The sequence below is a fragment of the Bradyrhizobium jicamae genome, assembly GCF_018130695.1.
GTDB lineage: Bacteria > Pseudomonadota > Alphaproteobacteria > Rhizobiales > Xanthobacteraceae > Bradyrhizobium > Bradyrhizobium jicamae_B.
On the sequence record NZ_JAFCJX010000054.1, the window covers coordinates 1 to 24,056 of the forward strand.

Annotated in this window: 21 protein-coding genes; 10 read left to right on the plus strand and 11 right to left on the minus strand. The window is 63.7% G+C overall.

The genetic code is table 11. The annotated features are described in order from the left end of the window. Positions 1 to 408: 408 nt before the first annotated feature. Entirely contained in the window at positions 409 to 1,392 is a 984-nt protein-coding gene (locus tag JQ604_RS40475) for a GGDEF domain-containing protein (RefSeq protein WP_212366384.1), read from the minus strand. 285 nt (positions 1,393 to 1,677) lie between these two features. On the opposite strand from JQ604_RS40475, the gene leuS reads away from it, so the two are divergent. From leuS to holA, 3 genes are read left to right on the plus strand one after another with little or no spacing between them, the layout of a single operon-like run. Further along, positions 1,678 to 4,302, plus strand: a complete 2,625-nt coding sequence (gene leuS / locus JQ604_RS40480; protein ID WP_212366356.1) for a leucine--tRNA ligase — start codon at positions 1,678 to 1,680, stop codon at positions 4,300 to 4,302. Beyond that, entirely contained in the window at positions 4,289 to 4,840 is a 552-nt protein-coding gene (gene lptE, locus JQ604_RS40485) for an LPS assembly lipoprotein LptE (RefSeq protein WP_212366357.1), read from the plus strand. Before leuS ends, lptE begins: the two co-directional genes overlap by 14 nt. 8 nt (positions 4,841 to 4,848) lie before the next feature. Beyond that, on the plus strand, positions 4,849 to 5,877 hold the full coding sequence (gene holA, locus JQ604_RS40490; RefSeq protein ID WP_212366358.1) for a DNA polymerase III subunit delta: 1,029 nt from the start codon (positions 4,849 to 4,851) through the stop codon (positions 5,875 to 5,877). A 116-nt stretch (positions 5,878 to 5,993) separates the two neighbouring features. Here holA and JQ604_RS40495 read toward each other — a convergent pair whose 3' ends face one another. From JQ604_RS40495 to hemJ, 7 genes are all read right to left on the minus strand, one after another. Continuing rightward, positions 5,994 to 6,878, minus strand: a complete 885-nt coding sequence (locus JQ604_RS40495; RefSeq protein ID WP_212366359.1) for a ParB/RepB/Spo0J family partition protein — start codon at positions 6,876 to 6,878, stop codon at positions 5,994 to 5,996. Positions 6,879 to 7,013: 135 nt separating this feature from the next. Further along, entirely contained in the window at positions 7,014 to 7,865 is an 852-nt protein-coding gene (locus JQ604_RS40500) for a ParA family protein (protein WP_212366360.1), read from the minus strand. A gap of 31 nt (positions 7,866 to 7,896) precedes the next feature. Further along, positions 7,897 to 8,541, minus strand: coding sequence for a 16S rRNA (guanine(527)-N(7))-methyltransferase RsmG (rsmG, locus tag JQ604_RS40505; RefSeq protein WP_212366361.1), 645 nt, complete (start codon positions 8,539 to 8,541; stop codon positions 7,897 to 7,899). 70 nt (positions 8,542 to 8,611) lie between these two features. Beyond that, entirely contained in the window at positions 8,612 to 10,495 is a 1,884-nt protein-coding gene (mnmG, locus tag JQ604_RS40510; RefSeq protein WP_212366362.1) for a tRNA uridine-5-carboxymethylaminomethyl(34) synthesis enzyme MnmG, read from the minus strand. Positions 10,496 to 10,640: 145 nt separating this feature from the next. Further along, a complete protein-coding gene (gene mnmE, locus JQ604_RS40515; RefSeq protein WP_212366363.1) occupies positions 10,641 to 11,969 on the minus strand; it encodes a tRNA uridine-5-carboxymethylaminomethyl(34) synthesis GTPase MnmE in 1,329 nt (442 codons plus the stop codon). A 312-nt stretch (positions 11,970 to 12,281) separates the two neighbouring features. Next, the gene (gene rho, locus JQ604_RS40520; protein WP_212366364.1) at positions 12,282 to 13,547 is read right to left on the minus strand and encodes a transcription termination factor Rho; all 1,266 of its coding nucleotides are present in this window, start codon (positions 13,545 to 13,547) and stop codon (positions 12,282 to 12,284) included. 259 nt (positions 13,548 to 13,806) lie between these two features. Next, positions 13,807 to 14,229 (minus strand): protoporphyrinogen oxidase HemJ, encoded by a 423-nt coding sequence (gene hemJ, locus JQ604_RS40525; RefSeq protein ID WP_212366385.1) that lies wholly within the window; start codon positions 14,227 to 14,229, stop codon positions 13,807 to 13,809. 447 nt (positions 14,230 to 14,676) lie between these two features. Between hemJ and JQ604_RS40530 the strand changes: the two genes are divergently transcribed. Genes JQ604_RS40530 through dnaQ form a run of 4 tightly spaced genes read left to right on the plus strand, consistent with a single transcriptional unit; the run spans position 14,677 to position 17,501 of the window. Beyond that, the gene (locus JQ604_RS40530) at positions 14,677 to 15,513 is read left to right on the plus strand and encodes a pyruvate, water dikinase regulatory protein (protein WP_212366365.1); all 837 of its coding nucleotides are present in this window, start codon (positions 14,677 to 14,679) and stop codon (positions 15,511 to 15,513) included. 10 nt (positions 15,514 to 15,523) lie between these two features. Then, entirely contained in the window at positions 15,524 to 16,132 is a 609-nt protein-coding gene (locus JQ604_RS40535) for a Maf family protein (protein WP_212366366.1), read from the plus strand. Between the two features lie 18 nt (positions 16,133 to 16,150). Continuing rightward, positions 16,151 to 16,750, plus strand: coding sequence for a dephospho-CoA kinase (gene coaE, locus JQ604_RS40540; RefSeq protein WP_212366367.1), 600 nt, complete (start codon positions 16,151 to 16,153; stop codon positions 16,748 to 16,750). A gap of 31 nt (positions 16,751 to 16,781) precedes the next feature. After that, positions 16,782 to 17,501, plus strand: a complete 720-nt coding sequence (gene dnaQ, locus JQ604_RS40545; protein ID WP_212366368.1) for a DNA polymerase III subunit epsilon — start codon at positions 16,782 to 16,784, stop codon at positions 17,499 to 17,501. A 93-nt stretch (positions 17,502 to 17,594) separates the two neighbouring features. Here dnaQ and secB read toward each other — a convergent pair whose 3' ends face one another. Next, positions 17,595 to 18,083, minus strand: a complete 489-nt coding sequence (secB, locus tag JQ604_RS40550) for a protein-export chaperone SecB (protein ID WP_212366369.1) — start codon at positions 18,081 to 18,083, stop codon at positions 17,595 to 17,597. A 433-nt stretch (positions 18,084 to 18,516) separates the two neighbouring features. Here secB and JQ604_RS40555 point away from each other — a divergent pair, with 433 nt between their 5' ends. Genes JQ604_RS40555 through JQ604_RS40565 form a run of 3 tightly spaced genes read left to right on the plus strand, consistent with a single transcriptional unit; the run spans position 18,517 to position 21,357 of the window. Continuing rightward, the gene (locus tag JQ604_RS40555) at positions 18,517 to 19,221 is read left to right on the plus strand and encodes a Tim44/TimA family putative adaptor protein (protein WP_212366386.1); all 705 of its coding nucleotides are present in this window, start codon (positions 18,517 to 18,519) and stop codon (positions 19,219 to 19,221) included. Then, on the plus strand, positions 19,199 to 20,773 hold the full coding sequence (gene mltA / locus JQ604_RS40560; protein ID WP_212366370.1) for a murein transglycosylase A: 1,575 nt from the start codon (positions 19,199 to 19,201) through the stop codon (positions 20,771 to 20,773). The genes JQ604_RS40555 and mltA overlap by 23 nt, the downstream gene beginning before the upstream one ends. Then, positions 20,770 to 21,357: a Smr/MutS family protein gene (locus tag JQ604_RS40565; protein WP_212366371.1), complete on the plus strand. Its 588-nt coding sequence runs from the start codon at positions 20,770 to 20,772 to the stop codon at positions 21,355 to 21,357. Before mltA ends, JQ604_RS40565 begins: the two co-directional genes overlap by 4 nt. 97 nt (positions 21,358 to 21,454) lie before the next feature. On the opposite strand, the gene JQ604_RS40570 is transcribed toward JQ604_RS40565, so the two are convergent. Continuing rightward, positions 21,455 to 22,579 (minus strand): hypothetical protein, encoded by a 1,125-nt coding sequence (locus JQ604_RS40570; RefSeq protein WP_212366372.1) that lies wholly within the window; start codon positions 22,577 to 22,579, stop codon positions 21,455 to 21,457. Between the two features lie 157 nt (positions 22,580 to 22,736). Beyond that, entirely contained in the window at positions 22,737 to 24,041 is a 1,305-nt protein-coding gene (hslU, locus tag JQ604_RS40575; RefSeq protein ID WP_212366373.1) for an ATP-dependent protease ATPase subunit HslU, read from the minus strand. Between the last annotated feature and the right edge of the window lie 15 nt (positions 24,042 to 24,056).

A 24,056-nucleotide genomic window follows, 5' to 3' on the forward strand; every position in this document is an offset into this window, starting at 1 on the left:
ACGTATAAGCCGTAAAGCCATCGCGCAGGGAAGGCCGGATGCCTCCGCCGAACCTGTATGCTCGTGCGCGCACTCTTTTGTGCACATGGCGCATGAGACCGCGGGTGCGGCGTGCACCCGGTCTTCCCTGCGCCCTCGCTATCGAGAGAGGGCGGAACGAGATGGAAAACTCGGGCAAATCATGTCGCGAGAATGCGAAGCTGCGAGTGATTGAGATTGCTGTGCACCACAGACTCGTCGTCCTGGCGAACGCCAGGACCCATTACCCCAAATGCGAATTGCTGCGCGGCGCTGGGGCCACGATCCCTTTCACAACACGACCCGGTGGTTATGGGTCCTGACTTTCGTCAGGACGACGGTGGGAGAGGGCCCGTGAACCAACCCAAATTCATTGTGCGGATAGAGCAGCTACTCCGCCGCCTCGCTCTCCAGCTCGGCCTCCGTCACCACGCGATTCCGCCCTTGATCTTTGGCGCGGTACAGAGCGCGGTCGCAGCGGTCGATCAAATCGGCCATGGTCTCGCCGCCGCGGAATTGGGCGACGCCGATCGAGACGGTGATGCCGGGCAGGGCTTCGCCGGTCGAGCGGCGCCGCATGTGGCATTCGGCAACGGCGCGGCGGATGCGTTCGGCGATCTCGGCTGTCATTGCGAGGTTCGCCCTCGGGCAGACCGCGATCAGCTCCTCGCCGCCATAGCGCGCCGGCAGATCGAAGTCGCGGACGCGCTCGCGCAGCACGGTCGCCATCAGCTTCAGCACCTGGTCGCCGACGCCGTGCCCGTAGGTGTCGTTGAAGCGCTTGAAGTGATCGATGTCGATCAAGAGGATGCTGACGGGATCGTCCTGCTCCATCGCCGCGATCTGGGCCTCGCGGAAGAACTCCTCGAGCGCGCGGCGGTTGGCGAGACCGGTCAGGGTGTCGGTCTTGGCGCGCGCTTCGGACTGGAGCAGGGACTCCCGGATGGTGTCGAGCTCGCGCGACTTTTCGTTGAAGCTGGCCTCGAGCTGGGTCGCCCGGGTCGCGGCGTTGGCGAGTTCGCGCATCAGGCTCTCGACCAGGATTTTCGGGTCGACGCCCGCCTCGGTCTGCTCGGCGACATCGCTGATCGCGGCGAGGTGGTCGCGATTCTCGGCAATCGCCTCGGTCAGGAAGCGCTGGGCCGAGGCCATCACGTCATGCAGCTGCTGGGAGACGCTGAAGGCGACGGCCTCGTCGGAGGCCTTGGAGCCGACATAGCTCTCGAACAGCTCGCGGTTGGTATGGACGTCGAATTTGCGCTTGTTGCCGATCAGGATGTCGATCGCCCGCTTCAGCGCGGGCGGCGCGCCAAGGGCGTAGTTGAACCAGACGTGGAAATTGTTCGGGGTCGGCGGCACGCGCTGGGCGTCCATGCCGCGGACGGCTTTTTCCGCGACCGAGGTCGCGTACTCGAAATCGAGCTCGTCGAAGGCCGCCGTCACGTGCCGGAGTTTCCTACCCTGTTGGTTTGCTGCCGTTTTCCGAGGCAGGTTCCCATAAAATCCTTAAATGCCCCTCAACCCGATCGCATAGCGACGTGCTTTCCGGGATCGGCCAAAACGGGCCGAAACAGGCTTCAAGCCGTTGACCCCCCAGCTGATTCTATGGCCTAGTCCGCCGTCCCGAGACGGCCGAAAAACCTCCGTAAGAACACCCAGATGACCTCCGAACGCTACAACGCCCGTGAATCCGAGCCCCGCTGGCAACGCCAGTGGGACCAGAAGGCGATCTTTGCCTCCAGGAACGACGATCCGCGGCCGAAATACTACGTCCTCGAGATGTTTCCCTATCCGTCGGGGCGCATCCACATCGGGCACGTCCGGAACTACACGCTGGGCGACGTGCTGGCGCGGTTCATGCGCGCCAAGGGGTACAACGTGCTGCACCCGATGGGCTGGGACGCGTTCGGCCTGCCGGCGGAGAACGCCGCGATCGAGCGCAAGGTGGCGCCGAAGGCGTGGACCTACGACAACATCGCCGCGATGAAGAAGCAGCTGCAGTCGATCGGCCTGTCGCTCGACTGGGCGCGCGAGTTCGCGACCTGCGATCCCAGCTACTACAAGCATCAGCAGAAGATGTTTCTGGACATGCTGGGCGCCGGGCTCGCCGAACGCGAGAAGCGCAAGCTGAACTGGGATCCCGTCGACATGACCGTGCTCGCCAACGAGCAGGTGATCGACGGACGCGGCTGGCGTTCGGGCGCCGTGGTCGAACAGCGCGAAATGAGCCAGTGGGTCTTCAAGATCACGAAGTACGCGCAGGAGCTGCTGGACGCTTTGGACGGGCTGGACCGCTGGCCCGACAAGGTGCGGCTGATGCAGCGCAACTGGATCGGCCGCTCGGAAGGTCTGCTGATCCGCTTCGCGCTGGATCAGGCGACGACGCCGGCCGGCGAGAGCGAGCTGAAGATTTTCACGACGCGCCCGGACACGCTGTTCGGTGCGAAGTTCATGGCGATCTCGGCGGATCATCCGCTGGCGCAGGCGGCTGCCGCGAAGAACCCGAAGCTCGCCGCGTTCATCGCCGACATCAAGAAGATCGGCACCGCGCAGGAGATTATCGACACCGCCGAGAAGCAGGGCTTCGACACCGGCATCAAGGCCGTTCATCCGTTCGATCCCAACTGGAAGCTGCCGGTCTATGTCGCGAACTTCGTGCTGATGGAATACGGCACCGGCGCGATCTTCGGTTGCCCGGCGCACGACCAGCGCGACCTCGACTTCGTCAACAAATACAATCTCGGCAATGTCCCGGTGGTCTGCCCCGAGGGCCAGGACCCAAAGGCGTTCGTGATCACGGATGTCGCCTATGACGGCGAAGGCCGCATGATCAATTCGCGCTTCCTCGATGGCATGACCATCGAGCAAGCCAAGGACGATGTCGCAAAACGCCTGGAAAACGAGATGCGCGGCAACGCCGCCGTGGGCGAGCGACAGGTGAACTTCCGGCTGCGCGACTGGGGCATTTCGCGCCAGCGCTATTGGGGCTGTCCGATCCCGGTGATCCATTGCCCGAAATGCGATGTGGTGCCGGTGCCTGACGATCAGCTGCCGGTGGTGCTGCCGGAGGATGTCAGCTTCGACAAACCGGGCAACGCGCTCGACCATCATCCGACCTGGAAGCACGTCAGCTGTCCGAAGTGTGGGGCTAAGGCCCAGCGTGAAACCGACACCATGGACACGTTTGTCGACTCGTCCTGGTACTTTGCGCGCTTCACCGATCCCTGGAACGACAAGGCGCCGACGACGCCCGGCGTCGCCAACCGCATGCTGCCGATCGACCAGTATATCGGCGGCGTCGAGCACGCGATCCTGCATCTGCTCTACAGCCGGTTTTTCACCCGCGCGATGAAGGCGACCGGCCACATCGACATGAGCGAGCCGTTCGCCGGCATGTTCACGCAGGGCATGGTGGTGCACGAGACCTATCAGAAGGCCGACGGCAGCTGGGTGCAGCCGGCCGAGGTGAAGGTCGAGGCTGGTGGCAACGGCCGCCGTGCAACGCTGCTTGCAACCGGCGAGGACGTCACGATCGGTCCGATCGAGAAGATGTCGAAGTCGAAGAAGAACACCGTCGACCCCGACGACATCATCGCGAGCTACGGCGCCGACGTCGCGCGCTGGTTCATGCTGTCAGACTCGCCGCCCGATCGGGACGTGATCTGGAGCGACGAGCGCGTCCAGGGCGCCTCGCGCTTCGTGCAGCGGCTGTGGCGGCTGGTGAACGAAGCGGGCGAGATCGCCAAGGGCGCGCCGGCGGAGCGGCCGGCAAGCTTCGGCGCCGAGGCGCTGGGCCTCCGCAAGGCCGCCCATGGCGCGCTGGACAAGGTGTCGTCCGGGATCGAGCGGCTGCACTTCAACGTCTGCCTCGCCCATATCCGCGAATTCACCAATGCGCTGGCCGAGGTGCTGGGCAAGGGCGGAACCCCGTCCCCCGACACCGCCTGGGCAGTGAAGGAAGCCGCCGTCATCCTTGTTCAATTGTTTGCGCCCATGATGCCCCACCTGGCCGAGGAGTGCTGGGTGGTTTTGGGCCAGCAGGGGCTGATTTCGGAGGCCGATTGGCCCCAAATCGAACGCGATTTGCTGGTCGAAGACACCGTGACCCTGGTCGTCCAGGTCAATGGCAAGAAGCGGGGTGATGTAACCGTGCCACGGGCCGCCCAAAATCCGGATATTGAGACTGCCGTCCTGGCCCTCGATGCGGTAAAACTCGCTTTGGGCGGCAAGCCCGTCCGCAAGGTGATCGTAGTGCCCATGAGGATCGTCAATGTTGTCGGCTAGGACCCGGATCGCCGCCAGGCTTTTGGCCGTGGCCGCCTTGGCCGCGCTCACGGCCGGCTGCTTCCAGCCGATGTATGCCGAGCACACCGACGGCACCCCCGGCCTGCGCGAAAAGCTGATGGGCGTGGAGCTGCCGCCGATCGACAAGGCAAACGCCTCGCGCGAGGCGCGGGTCGGCGTCGAGGTCCGCAACGCGCTGGCGTTCAAGCTGTACGGCAACGCCACCGGCATGCCGCCGACGCACAAGCTGGTGATCCGCTTCTCCTCCAGCCGCTCCTCGCTGATGGTGTCGTCGGCGACCGGCCTGCCGACGTCGGAGAATTACGGCATCGACGCGCAGTACAATCTGATCGAGATCGCGACCAACAAGTCGGTCATGACCGGCACGACGTTCTCGCGCGTGTCCTATGACATGCCGGGCTCCTACCAGCGCTTCGCCCGCTCGCGCGCCTTCCGCGACGCCGAGGACCGCGCCGCGCAGGAGATCGCCGACAACATCAACACCCGCCTCGCCTCGTTCTTCACCGCCGGGACCTGAGCACCGCATTGGTCGCTCTTCGCGGAAAAGAGATCGACAGCTTCCTCGCCCGGCCCGATGCCGGCCGCCCGATCATTCTTCTTTACGGCCCCGATGCCGGCCTGGTCCGCGAGCGCGCCGACGCGCTGATGGCCTCGGCCGTCGATGATCCCAACGATCCGTTTTCACTGGTGCGCCTCGAAGGCGACGAGCTCGCCGCCGAGCCGTCGCGTCTGGTGGATGAAGCGATGACGGTGCCGCTGTTCGGCGGCCGCCGCGCCATTCGCGTCCGCGCCGGGTCACGCAGCTTTGCCAGCGGCGTCGATACGCTGGCCGAGATGCCGCTCAGGGATTGCCGCATCGTGATCGAGGCCGGCGAGCTGCGGCCGGAATCGCCGCTCCGCAAGGCCTGCGAGAAGGCGAAGAACGCGGTCGCGATCGGCTGCTATCCCGACACCGAGCGCGATCTCACCAAACTGATCGAGGACGAGCTGCGCGTCTCCAATCTGCGGCTGGCGCAGGATGCCCGTGCGGTGCTGATGTCGCTGCTCGGTGGCGACCGCCTCGCCTCGCGCAACGAGCTGCGCAAGCTCGCGCTGTTCGCCCATGGCAAGGGCGAGATCACGCTCGACGATGTCATGACCGTAGTGTCTGATGCCTCAGAGCTGAAGCTCGATCCGATCGTCGACGGCGCCTTCGCCGGCAACGCGACGCTGGTCGAGACTGAGTTCACGAAGGCGATGGTCGCCGGCACCTATCCCGGCTTGATCATCATGGCCGCGCAGCGTCATGCGGCGTGGCTGCATAAATCGGCGCTCACGATCGCGGACGGCACGCCGGCATCGGTGGTGCTCGAAAGCGGATATCCGCGGCTGCACTTTTCGCGCAAGGCCGCGGTCGAAATCGCGCTGCGCAATTTCACGCCGCAGCGCCTGGTCGGCATCATCGAGCAGCTCGCGACCGCCGCCCTCGACATGCGCAAGCAGGCCTCGCTCGCCGCCGTGATCGGCCAGCGCGCACTGCTGTCGATCGCCGCGAATGCGAAGCGGCGGGGGTAGCGCCTATTTTTGGAAAGACGACATTGCGAGCGAAGCGAAGCAATCCATATCTCCACTAAGGAAACATGGATTGCTCGTAGCTAACGCTCCTCGCAATGACGCAGAGAGTTTCGGGGCTAACCGCCTTCCAGCCGCCGCACCACCTCGTCGAGCTGCTCGAGGTTGCGGTAGCTGATCTGCACGGAGCCGCCGGGATCGCGGTGGTTGACGGTCACGGTCAGACCAAGCGCATCGCTGACGCGTTTTTCGAGCGCGATGGTGTCGGCATCCTTCGCCGGCCTGGCCGTACCGCTCCGCGCCTTCTGCGGCTTGCGCTCCGGCACGCCCTCCTCATGCGCCAGCGCCTCGGCCTGGCGGACATTGAGGCCCTCGGCGACGATGCGCCTGGCGGCGGCCAGCGGATCCGGCACGCCGATCAGCGCGCGAGCATGGCCGGCCGAAAGATCGCCCTTGGAGATCAGCGCCTGGACTTCGCCCGGCAGCTTGGTCAGCCGCATCATGTTGGCGACGTGGCTGCGGCTCTTGCCGACGATTTTCGCAATCTCGTCCTGGCTATGTTTGAACTCGTCGGCGAGCGAATGATAGCCCTGCGCCTCCTCCATCGCGTTGAGGTCCTCGCGCTGGATATTTTCGATGATCATGATCTCGAGCGCGTCGGAATCGCTGACCTCGATCGGCACGATCGGCACTTCGTGAAGGCCGGCGAGCTGCGAGGCGCGCCAGCGGCGTTCGCCGGCGATGATCTCAAAGCGGTCCTGCGTGCCCTTGATGGCGCGGACCACGATCGGCTGGATCACGCCGCGCTGCTTGATCGACTCGGCGAGCTCGCCGAGTTCGGTGTCGGCGAAGGTCCGGCGCGGGTTGCGCGGATTGGCCTTCAAGAATTCGATCGGCACCTTGCGCTGCGTGCGCGGCCGCTCGACATGGGCGGCCTCACCGCCGACATCCCCGATCAGACTTGCAAGCCCGCGCCCCAGTCGCGAACGCGCTTCGTCGGCCATTGCCAGCTCCCTTGGATTCACTCGCAGTACTCCAACGTCAAGAACTTGAATCGTAGGGTGGGCAAAGCGAAGCGTGCCCACCGATTTGTGCAAGAGATGGTGGGCACGGCGAAGACGCCTTTGCCCACCCTACCGTCAATGCGTGCGCAGTTCGCGCTCGCGCTGGATCACTTCGGTCGCGAGCTTCAGATACGCATCGCTGCCGACGCATTTGAGATCGTAGACCAGCACCGGTTTGCCGTAGGACGGCGCCTCGGAGATCCGCACGTTGCGCGGGATCATGGTGTTGTAGACCTTCGAGCCCATGAACTGGCGCACGTCGGCGACAACCTGGTTGGAGAGGTTGTTGCGCGAGTCGAACATGGTCAGCACGATGCCGTGGATCGACAGGTTCGGGTTGAGCGTCGAGCGCACCTGCTCCACCGTCTGCAGCAATTGCGACAGACCTTCGAGCGCGAAGAACTCGCACTGCAGCGGCACCAGGATCGCGTCCGACGCCGCCATCGCATTCACGGTGAGCAGGTTGAGCGACGGCGGGCAGTCGATCAGCACATAGGTGTAGTCGTTGCCGGGCTCAGCGTTGGTGTTGAGCTCCGCGATGGCATCGCGCAGACGGAAGGCACGGCCAGGCGTGGTGCCGAGTTCGAGCTCGAGACCGGAGAGGTCCATGGTGGAGGCGGCGATGTGCAGCCGCGGCACGGCGGTCGCGACCACCGCATCGCGCAGCGGCGCTTCGCCGATCAGCACGTCATAGGTCGAGCAGCTGCGGTTACGGCGATCGATGCCGAGGCCAGTCGAGGCATTGCCCTGCGGGTCGAGGTCGACGATCAGGACGCGCTCGCCGATCGCAGCGAGTGCCGTACCAAGATTGATCGCCGTGGTTGTCTTGCCGACGCCGCCCTTCTGGTTGGCCAGCGACAGGATGCGCGGCCGGCCCGGCGGATGCGGCGCCCTATCCTCTTGAAAAACCTCATCCATCACGGTCATACCAAAATACCACTTGCTGTGGCGGTTTCCCCTAGCGTCGGTCGATCGATCCGAGCTCAACGATCCAACCGCCTCCGCCGGTGCGGCTGGAATGTAGTTCCGGCTTGATATTCCAATATTTAGTGGCCTCGGTCAATTCGGCCTCTACATCTTGACCCTTCAGAAACAGCGCTTTTGCGCCCTTTCTGACCCACGGCTCCGCAAAGCCGATGAGTTGGTGTAACGGAGCGAGCGCCCGCGCGGTGACGCAATCGACCGGGCCGGTGATTCTATCCACAGTATCCCCGATATCAGCGAGGTGCACAGCCCCCGCCGCGGATGTGACTCGGACGGCCTCACGCAAGAACGCAGCCTTTTTCGCGATTCGCTCGACCAAATGGACCGTCGTGCCTGGCGTTTCCGCCAGCGCGCAGGCCAGCACCACGCCCGGAAAGCCGCCACCACTGCCGAGATCGACCCAGGACTTTGCCGCGGGCGCAAGGCTCAGGAGCTGCAGCGAATCTGAGATATGGCGCGTCCAGAGGTTTGGAAGCGTCGAAGGCGCGACGAGATTGGTTTTGGCCTGCCACTCCAGGAGGAGAGCCACGTAGCGGTCAAGGCGCTCTTCCGTTTCACGTGAAACAGGGGTTAGCGCGAGAGCGGCGGCTTTATCAGCCGGCAGAATTGGGGAGCCCATTTGTGTCGCCAGTCATTCGGCGCAAGCCGACTTTGCGTGGCCCTGAACGACCACGTTTCACGTGAAACGTTTACGCCGAAACTTTCGCGGCCTTCCGCCGCGCCTTACGCCGCAGATACGCCGCCAGGATTCCGAGCGCCGCCGGGGTCATGCCGTCGATCCGGCCGGCCTGGCCGACGGTCCGCGGCTGCGCCTTCTGCAGCTTGGCGCGCGCTTCATTGGAGAGACCAGGCACGTCGCCGTAGTCGACATCGGCGAGCAGCAAGCCCTCGTCGCGACGGAACGCGTCAACGTCGGCGGTCTGGCGCTTCAGATAGACATCGTATTTGGCGTCGATCTCGAGATGCACGGCAATCGCCGGGGCGATGGCTGAGAGCTCCGGCCAGATCGTCTGGACCGCAGCCCATTCGATCTCCGGATAGGCCAGCAGTTCGAAGGCCGAGCGGCGATGACCGTCGCGGTTCAGCGACAGGCCGTGCTTGGCGGCTTCGTTCGGGGTGATCGCCAGCGACTTCGTCAGTGCCTTCGCGGCTTGCAGCGCCGCCATCTTGGTCCGATGGCGCTGCGCCCGTCCCTCACCCACGCATCCCAGGACAATGCCCTTATCGGTCAGGCGCTGGTCGGCGTTGTCCGCCCGCAGGGTCAGCCGATATTCGGCACGCGAGGTGAACATCCGATAGGGCTCGGTGATCCCACGGGTGACGAGGTCGTCGATCATGACCCCGAGATAGCCATCGGCCCGATCAAACACGATCGGGTCAGTCCCGCTGGCGGCCAAGGCCGCATTCAGCCCGGCAACGATGCCCTGCCCGGCTGCTTCCTCATAGCCGGTCGTCCCATTGATCTGCCCTGCCAGGAAGAGACCCTGGAGCCGCTTGGTCTGCAGGGTCGGATCGAGCTCGCGGGGATCGACGTGGTCGTATTCGATCGCGTAGCCCGGACGGACCATTTTCACCCGCTCAAGGCCGGGAATCGAGGCCAGGATTGCGAGCTGGACCTCCTCCGGCAGCGAGGTGGAGATGCCGTTGGGATAGACCGTGCTGTCGTCGAGGCCTTCCGGCTCCAGGAAGATCTGGTGGCCATCGCGGTCCCCGAAGCGGACGATCTTGTCCTCGATCGAGGGGCAATAGCGCGGGCCGCTGCTCTTGATCTGGCCGGAGTACATCGGAGAACGATGGACATTGGCCCGGATCACCTCATGGGTCGCCGGAGTGGTCCGGGTGATCCCGCACTGGATCTGCGGGGTCATGATCCGATCGGTCATCACCGAGAACGGCTCTGGCGGATCGTCTCCGGGCTGCATGTCGACCGCCGACCAGTCGATTGTGGTGCCATCGAGACGTGGCGGAGTGCCGGTCTTCAAACGACCCAGGGTGAAGCCCGCACGTTCGAACGAAGCGGAAAGACCCATCGCGGGGGCCTCACCAACCCGGCCGGCGGGCCAATTCCTCTCGCCGAGATGGATCAGACCCCGAAGGAATGTCCCGGTGGTGATCACAACGGCACCGGCCGAGAAGGTCCGGCCATCGCCGAGACGGATCCCCGTAACCCGGCGGTCGGACACCAGAAGCTCGTCGGCTTCGCCCTCGACCACCCTGAGATTGGCAGTCTCCGTGATCGCAGCCTGCATCGCGGCCGCATAAAGCTTCCGGTCAGCCTGAGCACGAGGTCCGCGGACTGCGGGACCCTTGCGGCGGTTGAGCATGCGGAACTGGATGCCCCCGGCATCCGCCACCCGACCCATCAGACCATCGAGCGCGTCGACCTCACGGACCAGATGACCCTTGCCGAGCCCCCCGATGGCAGGATTGCAGGACATCGCGCCGATGGTCGAAAAGCGATGGGTGACCAGCGCCGTCCGCGCGCCCATCCGGGCAGCCGCGCTCGCGGCCTCACAGCCGGCATGGCCGCCACCGATCACGATGACGTCGAAGGTGTCAGCAGCTGAAATCATGGCGGGACTTCTATCGCGGAGTGATGAAAGCCGGAAGAAGGAAGTTGGAGGAGACGGATGTTTCACGTGAAACAGCCGACTTAGAGCCCGCTCAGAAACCTTGTTTCACGTGAAACAAACGGGTCTGCGTCTGAACGAAGTAATATTACTTCCCTACACAAAATTCGCGGAAGATCACATCGAGGATGTCTTCAACATCGACCCGGCCCAGCAGTCGCCCGAGAGAATGGGCGGCAGCGCGGAGTTCCTCCGCAGCGAGTTCCTCGCCCTGCCCGACGACATCGATGCTACGGCGGAGCGAATCGGCGGTCTCCTCCAGCAATTTGCGTTGCCGCGTCCGGCTGATCAAGCCACCTTCGCTGGTCCCAAAGTAGGCATGGGCGAAGTCGACCAGGGCGGCAATCAGCTCGGGGATCCCATCGCCACGGGCGGCCGAGATCGCAAACATCTGGTGCGAGCTTGCCTCACCTGATCCGTGATGGGCGCCGAGATCAATCTTGTTGCGCACGTGCCAGACCGGCGTTGCGCTTTGGTGCGCACTCTGCGGCGCCGCTCCATCGGCAAGCCACAGCACGAGATCCGCCTCGGCCGCACGAGCGCGCGCCCGACGCACACCTTCCTGCTCGACGGGATCGTCGGTCTCGCGAATGCCAGCGGTGTCAATCACGGTGACGGGATAGCCGTCGAGATCGAGCTGCACCTCGATGACGTCGCGCGTGGTGCCGGCATGCGGCGAGACGATCGCGACCTCGCGCCGCGCAAGCTGATTGATCAGCGTCGACTTGCCGACATTCGGCGGGCCCGCGATCGCGACGACCAGGCCATCCCGCAGACGTTCAGTTTGGCCCTGCGCCGCAAGGACTTTTTGAATCTCCGCAAGCAGCGCTTTTATCTTTGCCAGCGCCGGCGCGATCAGCTCGGCGGGTACGTCGCCTTCGTCGGAGAAATCGATGCCGGCTTCGATCAGCGCCGAGGCCGCGATGATCTGCTCGCGCCAGTCGCGCGCGCGATCGCCGAGCAGGCCCTTCAACTGCCGCAGCGCCTGGCGCCGTTGGCGATCGGTGTCGGCATGGATGAGATCGTCGAGGCCTTCGGCTTCGGTCAGGTTGAGCTTGCCGTTCTCGAACGCGCGGCGCGTGAACTCACCGGGCTCGGCCGGACGCACATTCTCGAACTCACCAAGCGCTGCGAACATCGCCGCGAGCACTGCGCGTCCGCCATGGACATGGAATTCGGCGACGTCCTCACCGGTCGCACTGGCCGGCCCCGGGAACCACAACGCGACCGCGTCGTCGATCGGCTGACCGGCACGATCGCGCAGCAGCACGTGGGTGGCCATCCGCGGCACCGGCGTCTTGCCGACCAGCGTCGCGACCACCGGCTCGGCCATTGGCCCAGAGACCCGCACGATCGCGATCGCGCTTGGCGGTCGACCGGAGGACAGCGCGAAGATGGTTTGGTCGCGTGGGTGCATGGCCTATTTGGTCTGGCACGGATGCGAAGGCAAAGTCATTCTATGTCGCATCGCAACATACCGCTTATGTTGCGATGCAATATTCACGAGGCTCATTCGCAGCTCGCCGCAGCGCTTTTGCTGCACTTTGACCAACTGATGCCCGTCGCAACGTAACCAATTCCAATATAAATCTATAAATATCAACGCATTGCACAGCCTCCGCAATCACGGAGTGAGCGGTGTTTTTGTGCTGCAATTTGCTGCAGCAAATCCGCAGCAAAAAGGGCGCCCCGCTGCTGCGAGACGCCCTCTTTCCTTCAGCCGAAGGCCTCAGGTGTTCATGGAATCGAAGAACTCCGAGTTGCTCTTCGTATTCCGGAGCTTGTCGAGCAGGAAGTCGATCGCGTCCATCGTGCCCATCGGATTGAGGATGCGGCGGAGCACGTACATCTTCTTCAGGACCTGCGGATCGGTGATCAGCTCCTCCTTGCGGGTGCCGGAGCGCGAGATGTCGATCGCCGGGAAGGTCCGCTTGTCCGAGACCTTGCGGTCGAGAATCAGCTCGGAGTTACCGGTGCCCTTGAACTCTTCGAAGATGACTTCGTCCATGCGGCTGCCGGTATCGACCAGCGCGGTCGCGATGATCGTCAGCGAACCGCCCTCCTCGATGTTGCGCGCGGCGCCGAAGAAACGCTTCGGCCGCTGCAGCGCGTTGGCGTCGACACCACCGGTCAGCACCTTGCCGGATGACGGCACGACGGTGTTGTAGGCGCGGCCGAGGCGCGTGATCGAATCGAGCAGGATCACGACGTCGCGGCCGTGTTCGACGAGCCGCTTGGCCTTCTCGATCACCATCTCGGCGACCTGGACGTGACGCACCGCCGGCTCGTCGAAGGTCGAGGACACGACCTCGCCCTTCACCGAGCGCTGCATGTCCGTGACTTCTTCCGGACGCTCGTCGATCAGGAGCACGATCAGATAGCAGTCAGGATGATTGGCGGTGATGGAGTGCGCGATGTTCTGCATCAGCACCGTCTTGCCGGTGCGCGGCGGCGCCACGATCAGCGCGCGCTGGCCCTTGCCAATGGGAGCTACGATGTCGATCACGCGGGCGGAAAGGTCTTTTTTCGTCGAGTCTTCCAGCTCCATGCGGAAACGCTGGTTCGGGAAGAGCGGCGTGAGGTTGTCGAAATTGACCTTGTGCTTGGCCTTTTCGGGATCCTCGAAATTGAGCGTGTTGACCTTCAGCAGCGCGAAATAGCGTTCGCCTTCCTTCGGGCTGCGGATGTGGCCTTCGATGGTGTCGCCGGTGCGCAAGCCGAAACGGCGGATCTGCGAGGGCGAGACGTAGATGTCGTCCGGACCGGGCAGATAGTTCGCGTCCGGCGAACGAAGGAAGCCGAAGCCGTCGGACAAAACTTCGACGACGCCCTCACCGACAATGTCGGTCTCGGCGGCGGCGAGCTGCTTGAGAATTGCGAACATCAGCTCCTGCTTGCGCATGGTGCTGGCATTCTCGACCCCATTCTCTTCCGCGAACGAGACGAGCTCGGCCGGCGTTTTCGATTTGAGGTCCTGGAGTTTGATTTCCCGCATGGGGGTAGTCCTGTGAGATCGTAAGTAGGGAAGGAGAGCGAGGTGGCTTTGGAAAAAGCGGACGCCAAAAAGGAAGGTCCGCAGGTCTAAGCTAGGAAAGTGCCGGTTGAGGGCTTCAAACCTGATGCGGCGGCCGGTCCAAACGAGGAAACCGGGACGCAGCCACATCCGCCTGCGTGGGGTGGGATAACCTCAATATAGAAAATCGGTTCGCTCTGCGCAAGAAGGAGTGAAGCACGCCTCACAAGTACGGAAATACCTAGAAAGGCTTCACCACCACCAGGATGACGATCAGAATCATCAGGAGCGTCGGCACCTCATTGATAATGCGGAAGAATTTCTGAGGCCGGCGATTCCGGTCGGCGGCAAAATCCTTCACAATCTTCGAAAAAAGTCCGTGGACGCCGGACAGAATCAGCACCAGCAGGAATTTCGCGTGAAACCAGTGCGAGTGGTACCACTGGCCAAGCCACATCAGGGTGAGGCCGGCAAGCCATGTCACCGCCATCGCGGGGTTGATGATCGCCTTCAGCAGGCGCCGTTCCATGACCTTGAAGGTCTCTGACTGCTTCGAGCCCGGCTCGGCCTCGCAATGATAGACGAACAGCCGCGGCAGATAGAGCATGCCGGCCATCCACGAGATGACGGCAATGATGTGCAGCGCCTTGATCCACTCGTACATCACGGCAAGCCTTCTGGGTGGGACCGGTTCGGGAAGTGCTGCCGTCACGACGAACGGCTTCCAAGCGAGGGACCGATACATATCCGCTCACTCGCTCTCCCTAAACCTATTAATTTTAGAATCTTAGGTTTGAGTCTTAGTGACCGTGGATTTGACTCATGCAAGGCAATCCAGCGATGGCCTCACCCTTGTTCACATTCCTCAACATCCCGGCTGGTCTCGCCGGCAATCGGGATTCCGCTGGCGGACTCAAGTGCTTGCGCGCGCGGATTGCCAGCTTATGAAGAGACAAGTCCACACCTACCCACTATCATCTGATACATGGCGTGGACTTATCCTTTTTCGGAGTGCTGTGAAGAAAAGGATGAGATATCCCGGGGTCGGCCGTCCAACGCGGAATCTCCCCCGAAAGCTCCACAGGGATTCACAGGTTAGACAGGGGTTTTGGTGCCCACGAGCTCCAACTATTTCCATCTCCATCTGGTGTCGGACTCGACCGGCGAGACGCTGATCACGGTGGCGCGCGCGGTCGCCGCGCAATACGCCAATGTGACCGCGGTCGAGCATGTCTATCCGCTGGTGCGCAGTCAGAAGCAGCTCGATCGCGTGCTCGACGAGATCGAGGAATCGCCGGGCATCGTGCTGTTCACGCTGCTGGAGAAAGATCTGGTCTCGCGGCTCGAGGGTAAGTGCAAGGAAATCAACATCCCGAGCCTGTCGATCATCGGCCCGGTGATGCAATTGTTCGAGGCCTATCTCGGTGCGGCGACCACCGGCCGCGTCGGCGCACAGCACGTGCTGAATGCCGAATATTTCCAGCGCATCGACGCGCTGAACTACACCATGATTCATGACGACGGTCAGCATGTCGAAGGCCTCGAGGAGGCCGATGTCGTGCTGGTCGGCGTGTCCCGCACGTCGAAGACACCGACCTCGATCTATCTCGCCAACCGCGGCATCCGCACCGCCAACGTCCCGCTGGTGCCGGGCATTCCGCTGCCGCATCAGCTCGAGACGTTGAAGAAGCCGCTGGTGGTGAGCCTGCACGCGACGCCGGAGCGGCTGATCCAGGTGCGGCAGAACCGCCTGCTCACAATGGGTGACCGCGACAACGAGACCTATATCGACAAGCAGGCGGTCGCCGATGAAGTCGCGTTTGCGCGGCGGCTCAGTGCGAAATTCAACTGGGTGCTGCTCGACGTGACGCGTCGCTCAATTGAAGAGACCGCGGCGGCGATCATGAAGCTCTATGCCGACCGCCAGCGCGCGCGTCCCTTGGAATGATTCGGTCAAAATGAGCATCTGGCGCGGACAATTGCCGTTGATCCTGGCGTCGCAAAGCCGCGCGCGGAAAATGCTGCTCGAAAATGCCGGGCTCACTTTCGAGGCTTTGCCAGCCGATATCGATGAGCGCGCTGTTCAGGCGAATTCAGGCCTCTCGGCCCCCGGCGAGATCGCGTCGCTGCTGGCGCAGGAAAAGGCGCTCTTCGTGGCTGCGCAGAAGCCGGGCCAATATGTGATCGGCGCTGACCAGATGCTCGCGCTGGGATCACGGATGTTTTCCAAGCCGGCGGGCCGGACGCAAGCCGCTGAGCAACTGACGGCCCTCGCCGGCAATACGCATAAGCTGCACTCCGCCGTCGCCGTCGCGCGTGACGGCAAGATCCTGTTCTCGGACGTCAGCGTGGCGCGCATGACGATGCGGAAGCTGACTGAAAGCGCGATAAACGCCTATCTCGACCAGGCTGGCAACGCCGTCACCACCAGCGTCGGCGCCTATCAGCTCGAAGGTCTCGGCGTGCATCTGTTCGATCGGATCGAGGGCGACCATTTCACCATCCTCGGCCTGCCGCTATTGTCGCTGCTCGCGTTCCTGCGCGGCGAAAAATTGCTCACCGTTTGAAGCCTTGGTGTAAGAGCGATGTTGATCCTGGGTTTGACCGGCTCGATCGGGATGGGGAAGTCCACGACGGCAAAGCTGTTCGAGGAAGCCGGCGTTCCCGTCTATGACGCCGACGCCGCGGTCCACAAACTCTATGAAGGCGAAGCGGCACCCGCGATCGAGGCGGCATTTCCCGGAACGACAGCCGACGGCAAGGTCGACCGTACAAAGCTCTCGGCGCGCGTGGTCGGCGATGCCGCGGCGATGAAGCAGCTCGAGCAGATCGTGCATCCGATGCTCGGCACCTCGCGGCAGACATTCTTCGCCGATGCGGAGGCTGCGAAAGTGCCTGTTGTCGTGCTGGACATTCCCCTGCTTTACGAAACCGGCGGCGAGAAACGGGTCGATGCCGTCGTGGTCGTCACCGCCTCGCCGGAACTGCAGCGCGAACGCGTGCTGGCGCGAGGCACCATGGACGCGGCGAAGCTCGACGCCATCATCGCCAAGCAGATGCCCGACGCCGAAAAGCGCAAGCGCGCCGATTTCATAGTGGATACTTCTCACGGACTCGATCCGGTACGAGCTGAGATCCAGCACATCCTGAAAGAGGTTGCTAAGATGCCGCAGCGGCGGACCTGATTCGCCGCTTTGCTTTCCGGTCTTCATCTCCATGCGCGAAATCGTTCTCGATACCGAAACCACTGGCCTCGATCCGCTGCGCGGCGACCGGCTGGTCGAGATCGGCTGTGTCGAAATCTTCAACCGCATGCCGACAGGGCAGACCTACCACGTCTACATCAATCCCGAGCGGGACATGCCGGCCGAGGCGTTTGCCGTGCACGGTCTGTCGACCGAGTTCCTGGCGAGCAAGCCGCTGTTCAAGGAAGTGGTCGAGGAGTTCCTGGCCTTCATCGGCGACACGCCGCTGGTGATCCACAACGCTTCGTTCGACGTCAGCTTCATCAACGCCGAGCTCGACCGCGTCAAGCGCAAGGCGATCCCGAAGGACCAGCTGGTCGACACGCTGCTGCTGGCACGCCGCAAGCACCCGGGCGTGTCGAACCGGCTCGACGATCTCTGCTCGCGCTATCAGATCGACAATTCCCACCGCACCAAGCACGGCGCGCTGCTCGACGCCGAATTGCTGGCCGAGGTCTATATCGACCTGATCGGCGCGCGGCAGTCGCAGCTGATCCTGGCCTCGGACAGCGGCGATGCGCGCGCCGGCAGCTACGGCGATACGCCGCGGCGGCAACGCGAGATTCCGCTTAGCCCGCGCGTCAGCGACGCCGATCGCGAACTGCACCGCGCCTTTGTTGCCACGCTGGGCGACAAGCCGATCTGGAACGAGTATCTGCCGCCCGCGCCGGCGGCTGCTCCGGCCGCCTGATCAATCCAAACGACGAAAAAACCCGCCGTTCCGAGATGACCGCACATGCGGACTCCTTGGAAGGACGGGTTTGATTTCAGTGAAACCGGCTTTTTAGCTCGGCTTGGCGCCCGAAGCGGCCTGGGCGGCAGCCTGGCGTTCCATGTTGCTGCGGTAGAGGCCGACGAAATCGACGGGATCGAGCATCAGCGGCGGGAAGCCGCCGTCGCGGACCGAGGTCGCGATGATCTCGCGGGCGAACGGGAACAGCAGCCGCGGGCACTCGATCATGACCAGCGGATGGATGTTCTCCTGCGGCACGTTCTGGATCCGGAACACGCCGGCATAGGCCAGATCGAAGCTGAACATCACCTTGCCGCCGGTCTCGGCCTTGCCCTCGACCGACAGGATGACCTCGAACTCGTGTTCCGAGAGGTTGTTGGCGGAGACGTTGATCTGGATGTTGATCGCCGGCTGCTGCGCCTGCGGGCCGAGCGAGGCCGGTGCGTTCGGGTTCTCGAAGGAGAGATCCTTGGTGTATTGCGCCAGCACATTGAGCTGGGGCGGGGCCTGCTCGACCGGAGCGCCGTTTCCGTTGGTCATCTGATCTCTCCTGAAGCGCGGGCCGAAGACGGCTTGAGGTCCGAAGGCGCCCGTTAAGGTGGTGGTAAGGTCGGTGTCGGCCGTGTGGCTATCATAGGCCCGGCTCGGTCGACAAGCAGTGTCACGGATGACGTCGATTCACCGGGTGAGCCGCTCGCTTCCGCCCGGCAAACCCCGCGACAGGGCCCTAAATTATTGAAGATGCGCGATTTCCGGGCAGGATCGGGTTTCCCCTGTGCGGCAAAACGCGCTACAATCCCCCGTGCCAAAAAGCGCCATTGGCCGGGCAAAGTTTCGTGCCTACATGCATCGGACTTGATCGGTTCGGACTTGATCGGTGATGTAATCTTTGCCGTTCCCGCCCGGGAACGCTTGTACGGCCGGCCCGTTGCCGGCAATGACCAGAAGCAGTGACCAGAAAGCGAAGTACGACGTGGATATCTACACCATCATCTTCCTGGCGCTGGCTGTCTTCATCTTCCTGCGCCTGCGCAGCGTTCTCGGACAGCGGACCGGAAGCGAACGGCCGCCCTATGATCGCGCGGCGCCCAACGTCGTGCAGCGGACCCAGGACAACAACGTCGTGCCGATGCCGGGGTCTGTGATCGACCAGCCGCCGGCGGCGCCAAGCGCCGAGGCCGCGACGCCCTCGGATCGCTGGAAGGGCATTGCCGAGGCCGGCACGCCGCTGGCGCAGGGTCTCGATGCGCTGGTCGCGCAGGATTCCTCGTTCGATCCGCGTCACTTCCTGTCGGGCGCACGCTCGGCCTATGAGATGATCGTGCTGGCCTTCGCCAATGGCGATCGCCGTGCGCTGAAGGACCTGCTGTCGGGCGAGGTCTATGAAAGTTTCGAGGCCGCGATCAAGGATCGCGAGAAGCACGAGCAGAAGACCGAGACGCGCTTCGTCTCGATCGACAAGGCGGAGATCGTCAGCGCAGAAGCGCGCGACCGCTCGGCGCAGCTCACGGTGCGCTTCGTCTCACAGATGATTTCGGTGACCCGCGACAAGACCGGCACCATCGTCGACGGCAACCCGGACAAGGTCGCAGACATCACCGACGTCTGGACCTTCGCCCGCGACACGACATCCCGCGATCCGAATTGGAAGCTGGTTGGCACCGGAAGCGCCCAATAACACCTATCGTTATGGGCGCCTCGCAGTCGTGTGTCTGGCGCTCGCATTGCTATGCTCGACGGCCGCGCTAGCCGCCCGTTATCGCTACCGGCATACGCCGCCACCACCGGTGCACGAGCACAAGCGCGCCGTTCCCTATCCCAATCTCGAATTGCCGCTGCAAGTCCCCGGCAGCCAGTATGAACCGCTCGCCTGGAGCAGCATTCCCGGCTGGTCCGACGACGATCATCTCTCCGCCTACAAGACGTTTCGCGCCAGCTGCAAGCCGATCGCCGGCCAGCCGCAGGGGGCGCCGGCGGAAGCGAAGGCGCTCGGCGCCTCGCTGCGCGACCCCTGCCGCATCGCCAAGGGACTCGATCTCACCGATAGCGCCAAGGCGAAGGATTTCTTCGAGCAGAATTTCGTGCCACTGCGCATCTCGCGGCTCGGCGAGGGCGAGGGCTTCGTCACCGGCTATTACGAGCCGGTGCTCGAAGGCTCAAAGACGCAGACTGATGTCTACAACGTTCCCGTCTATCGCCGGCCATCGAACCTGTTCGTGCGCGGCAAGAATCAGAGTTCTGTCGGATTGCCGAACGGCGGCCAGGTGTTCCGCAAGATCGGCCGCCGCAAGCTCGTGCCCTATTACGACCGCGGCCAGATCGAGGACGGCGCGATCGCGGGCCGCGGGTTAGAAATCGCCTGGCTGAAGAATCCGACGGATCTGTTGTTCGCGCAGATCCAGGGCTCGGCGCGGATCAAGCTCACTGACGGCTCCACGCTGCGCATCAACTATGATGCGCATAACGGCTATCCCTACACGCCGGTCGGGCGTGTGCTGATTGATCGCGGCATCATACCTCGGGACCAGATGTCGATGCAGAAGATCAGGGAGTGGATGGAGCAGAATCCCGACGGCGCCAAGGAGCTGCGGCGACAGAACCGCTCCTATGTGTTCTTCCGCGTCGTCCAGCTCTCCGACAAGGATGAGCCGCTCGGCGCGCAAGGCGTACCGTTGACGCCGGGCCGCTCGATCGCAGTCGACAAGGGCTTGCATGTCTACGGCACGCCGTTCTTCATCGAAGGCGAGTTGCCGATCGAGTCCGAGCAGTCGAAGACGCCGTTCCGCCGCCTGATGATCGCGCAGGACACGGGCTCGGCGATCGTCGGCCCCGCGCGCGCCGATCTCTATTTCGGCGCCGGCGCCGATGCCGGAAAGGTCGCAGGCCGCCTGAAGCAAAGCGCGCGCTTCGTGATGCTGGTGCCGAAGAGCCTCGATCCCTCCCCGCGCGCGCGCAAGCTGCCGATCCCGGATGAGCGGCCGTCGGAAAAGATCGCAAAGCTGTTTCCGCAAACTGATCCGCAGAAGGACAAGCAGGCCGCGAAGCCTGCGGATGCGCCGGCTGCGCCCGCGGCCAAAGACGCGGCCAAGGCAGCGACATCAGTCGCGCAGGCTGCTCCTGTGGTCGCGCCCGTGCCGTTGCCGGAGGCGCGGCCGAATATTGCACCCACCGTGGAGAAGCGGCGCCACCGGCGCTGGCGTTATTATCGCTATTATCGCTACCGTCAATGAAACGCCCCGCACAGATTCCAGACCTGTCCGCAGTGTTGCGGCGCAAGCGCGCGCTGAGCGAGGAAGAGCGCGCGCTGTGGGAGAGCGTCGCCAAGCAGGTCAAGCCGCTGCGCAAGAAGCACGCCGCGGTGAAGGCGCATGCTCCGCCGCATGAGTTGGCAGCGCCCGTCGCGGCCAAGCCTGTTCCCGTGAAGCCACCGGTCCTGCCGAAAGCGCCGCCGGTGCTGCGGCCATCGATGCCGCCGCTGGCGCCGCTCGGCCGCCGCGAGCGCGCAAAACTGTCGCGTGGTCGGCAGGAGATCGATGCGCGGCTCGACCTGCACGGCATGACCCAGGTCCGTGCCCATCGCGTGCTGCTCGCCTTCCTGCAGCGCGCGCATCATGACGGCATGACTTTCGTGCTCGTCATCACCGGCAAGGGCAAGGTCGGCGGCGCGGATGCCGAGCGCGGTGTGCTGCGCCGGCAGGTGCCGGAATGGCTGAGCCTGCCGGAATTCCGCGGCCTCGTGGTCGGCTTCGAGGAAGCCCATGTCGGCCATGGCGGCGGGGGCGCGTTGTACGTCCGTGTGCGGCGAGCCCGCTAAAGCGCGACGAGATTCGGTTGAATCGTCATCGCGCTTTAGCTCCTTGTTTGAGCATGATCCCTTCGGAAAACCGCTTCACACTTTTCCGGATCATGCTCTAGAACGGCCGCACGATCCCGACGCGCGGGATCAAGGTGACGACCCAGGCGAAGGCGGTCGTCCGCGGATCGTTGGCGGGAATCGGCGGCACGTCCTTCGACGCCGGCAGCATTTTTACGGCATGCAGGATCAGGAACATGCAGACCGCCCAGTTCGAGATCCAGCGCGAATAATCGAACACGGTCGCGAACATCACGAGATAGCCGGCGCTGACCACGATGATCGCGGCGATCACGATTCGCCGATGCATCTCGTTCGCGAGCGCGCGGATCAATCGCGCAAAATATTGCCAGAGCGGCGTGTGCAGCCAGATCAGCAGCGCGAACACCGGAACGCCCAGGATGTTGTGCGGCATCTTCGCCCAGGTGTCGGCAAATTCCTTGGAGAGCGGCTGGTACCAGATGTAGCCAAAACTCAGCAGATCGCTGCGTGACGGATCGGCCATCCGCGAGCCGAGATGACGGAGGAATTCGTCATAGGGCACCTCGACCGTGCCGAGGAATTGCGCGGCGATGAACAGCGCGCCGACGGCTGCGAGCGCCGCAATGCCGACAGCCGCGTTTGCTCGCGTCACGTCCTGCACCAGATAGAACCGCAGCACCACGATCGCGGCGATGACCGGCACGTACATCAGGAGATTGATGTGGTGGATCAGGATCAGCACGGCCGAGAACAGCGCGGCCAGCAGCACATAGGCGATCGAGCGCGCCGGGATCAGCAGCAGCACGATCGCGAGCGCACAGCCATAGATGTCGAAATGGCCGAGCGTGTGCATGAAGTTCTTCAGGAAGAACGGCGAGCCCGCGGTGAACACGAACAGCGGCAGTTGCGCGTCGTCGAGACCGAAGGTGCGCCTGAACAGCTTGATGAAGAGGCCGAGCGTGATCAGCCAGACGACACCGGCGAGCGCGAATACCAGCCACACCGGCACCTTGTCGGTGAACAGCGAGACGATCGCGCCGATCAGCGCGCGCTTGGTGAAGCCGTAGTGATAGTCGACGAGGAGATGGATGTAGGGGACGTAGGGCGGCAGCGCGATCTTGTGCAGGAACACCCCGACCAGCACGGCCGCATTGACTGCCAGCATCAAGCGCCAGGGGTTTTGCCACAGCCGCGATAACATACACCCACCACGTCGTCCCGGCCTAGTGCGCAATTGCGCACGGGGGCCGGGACCCATAACCACCGATGTCAGTCTTAGATGAGATAGCGGCCCGAGTCTTGGCGCAACATAACCAGCCGTGGTTATGGGCCCCGGCCTTTGCCGGGGCGACGGTTGGTTAGAGAATAAACCTACTCAGATCCGCATTCTTGGCGAGGTCGCCGACATGCCTGGTCACATAGTCGGCGTCGACCTGGATGGTCTCGCCGTGGCGATCCGGCGCGGTGAAGGAGATCTCGTCCAGCACCCGCTCCATCACGGTCTGCAGCCGCCGCGCGCCGATGTTCTCGACCGTCGAATTGACGGCGACCGCGACGTCGGCGAGCGCGTCGATGGCGGCATCTGATATCTCGAGCGTGACGCCTTCGGTCTGCATCAGCGCGACATATTGCTTGATCAGCGACGCCTCCGGCTCGGTCAGGATGCGGCGCATGTCGTCGCGGGTCAGTGCCTGCAGCTCGACGCGGATCGGCAGGCGGCCCTGCAGCTCCGGCAGCAAATCCGAGGGCTTTGCAATGTGGAAGGCGCCTGAAGCGATGAACAGGATGTGGTCGGTTTTGACCGCGCCGTGCTTGGTCGAGACCGTGGTGCCCTCGATCAGCGGCAGCAGATCGCGCTGCACGCCCTCACGCGAGACGTCGCCGCCCTGGCGGTTCTCGCGGACGCAGATCTTGTCGATCTCGTCGAGGAAGACGATGCCGTTGTTCTCGACCGCGTTGATCGCCTCCAGCGTGAGCTGGTCGCTGTCGAGCAGCTTGTCGGATTCCTCGTTGACCAGGATCTCATGCGAACCTTCGACCGTCAGCCGCCGCGTCTTGGAGCGGCCGCCCATCTTGCCGAAGATATCGCCGAGCGAGATCGCACCCATCTGGGCGCCGGGCATGCCGGGGATCTCGAACATCGGCATGCCGCCGCCGGACGACTGGGTCTCGATCTCGATTTCCTTGTCGTTGAGCTCGCCGGCACGCAGCTTCTTGCGGAAGGATTCGCGCGTTGCAGAGCTCGAGGTCGGGCCGACCAGCGCATCGAGCACGCGCTCTTCAGCGGCCAGCTGGGCACGCGCCTGCACGTCCTTGCGCTTGCGCTCGCGCACCTGGACGATCGCGACCTCGACGAGATCGCGGATGATCTGCTCGACGTCGCGGCCGACATAGCCGACCTCGGTGAATTTCGTTGCTTCGACCTTGAGGAACGGTGCACCAGCGAGCTTCGCCAACCGCCGCGCGATCTCGGTCTTGCCGACGCCGGTCGGCCCGATCATCAGGATGTTCTTGGGCAGCACCTCCTCGCGCAGGGAACCGGCGAGCTGCAGGCGGCGCCAGCGGTTGCGCAGCGCGATCGAGACGGCGCGCTTGGCGTCGGCCTGGCCAACGATGAAGCGGTCGAGTTCGGAAACGATTTCACGGGGGGAGAAGTCGGTCATCGGCTCTAGCTAGGT

Excerpts from the sequence above, each read along its gene's own strand:
- JQ604_RS40535 (WP_212366366.1), top strand. The coding sequence starts at position 15,524 with ATGAGCATCTGGCGCGGACAATTGCCGTTGATCCTGGCGTCGCAAAGC.
- secB (WP_212366369.1), bottom strand. The coding sequence starts at position 18,083 with ATGACCAACGGAAACGGCGCTCCGGTCGAGCAGGCCCCGCCCCAGCTC.
- JQ604_RS40570 (WP_212366372.1), bottom strand. The coding sequence starts at position 22,579 with ATGTTATCGCGGCTGTGGCAAAACCCCTGGCGCTTGATGCTGGCAGTC.
- leuS (WP_212366356.1), top strand. The coding sequence starts at position 1,678 with ATGACCTCCGAACGCTACAACGCCCGTGAATCCGAGCCCCGCTGGCAA.
- JQ604_RS40500 (WP_212366360.1), bottom strand. The coding sequence starts at position 7,865 with ATGACCGTGATGGATGAGGTTTTTCAAGAGGATAGGGCGCCGCATCCG.
- JQ604_RS40475 (WP_212366384.1), bottom strand. The coding sequence starts at position 1,392 with ATGGACGCCCAGCGCGTGCCGCCGACCCCGAACAATTTCCACGTCTGG.
- dnaQ (WP_212366368.1), top strand. The coding sequence starts at position 16,782 with ATGCGCGAAATCGTTCTCGATACCGAAACCACTGGCCTCGATCCGCTG.
- mnmE (WP_212366363.1), bottom strand. The coding sequence starts at position 11,969 with ATGCACCCACGCGACCAAACCATCTTCGCGCTGTCCTCCGGTCGACCG.
- mnmG (WP_212366362.1), bottom strand. The coding sequence starts at position 10,495 with ATGATTTCAGCTGCTGACACCTTCGACGTCATCGTGATCGGTGGCGGC.
- JQ604_RS40565 (WP_212366371.1), top strand. The coding sequence starts at position 20,770 with ATGAAACGCCCCGCACAGATTCCAGACCTGTCCGCAGTGTTGCGGCGC.
- coaE (WP_212366367.1), top strand. The coding sequence starts at position 16,151 with ATGTTGATCCTGGGTTTGACCGGCTCGATCGGGATGGGGAAGTCCACG.
- hemJ (WP_212366385.1), bottom strand. The coding sequence starts at position 14,229 with ATGTACGAGTGGATCAAGGCGCTGCACATCATTGCCGTCATCTCGTGG.
- rho (WP_212366364.1), bottom strand. The coding sequence starts at position 13,547 with ATGCGGGAAATCAAACTCCAGGACCTCAAATCGAAAACGCCGGCCGAG.
- JQ604_RS40495 (WP_212366359.1), bottom strand. The coding sequence starts at position 6,878 with ATGGCCGACGAAGCGCGTTCGCGACTGGGGCGCGGGCTTGCAAGTCTG.
- hslU (WP_212366373.1), bottom strand. The coding sequence starts at position 24,041 with ATGACCGACTTCTCCCCCCGTGAAATCGTTTCCGAACTCGACCGCTTC.
- lptE (WP_212366357.1), top strand. The coding sequence starts at position 4,289 with ATGTTGTCGGCTAGGACCCGGATCGCCGCCAGGCTTTTGGCCGTGGCC.
- rsmG (WP_212366361.1), bottom strand. The coding sequence starts at position 8,541 with ATGGGCTCCCCAATTCTGCCGGCTGATAAAGCCGCCGCTCTCGCGCTA.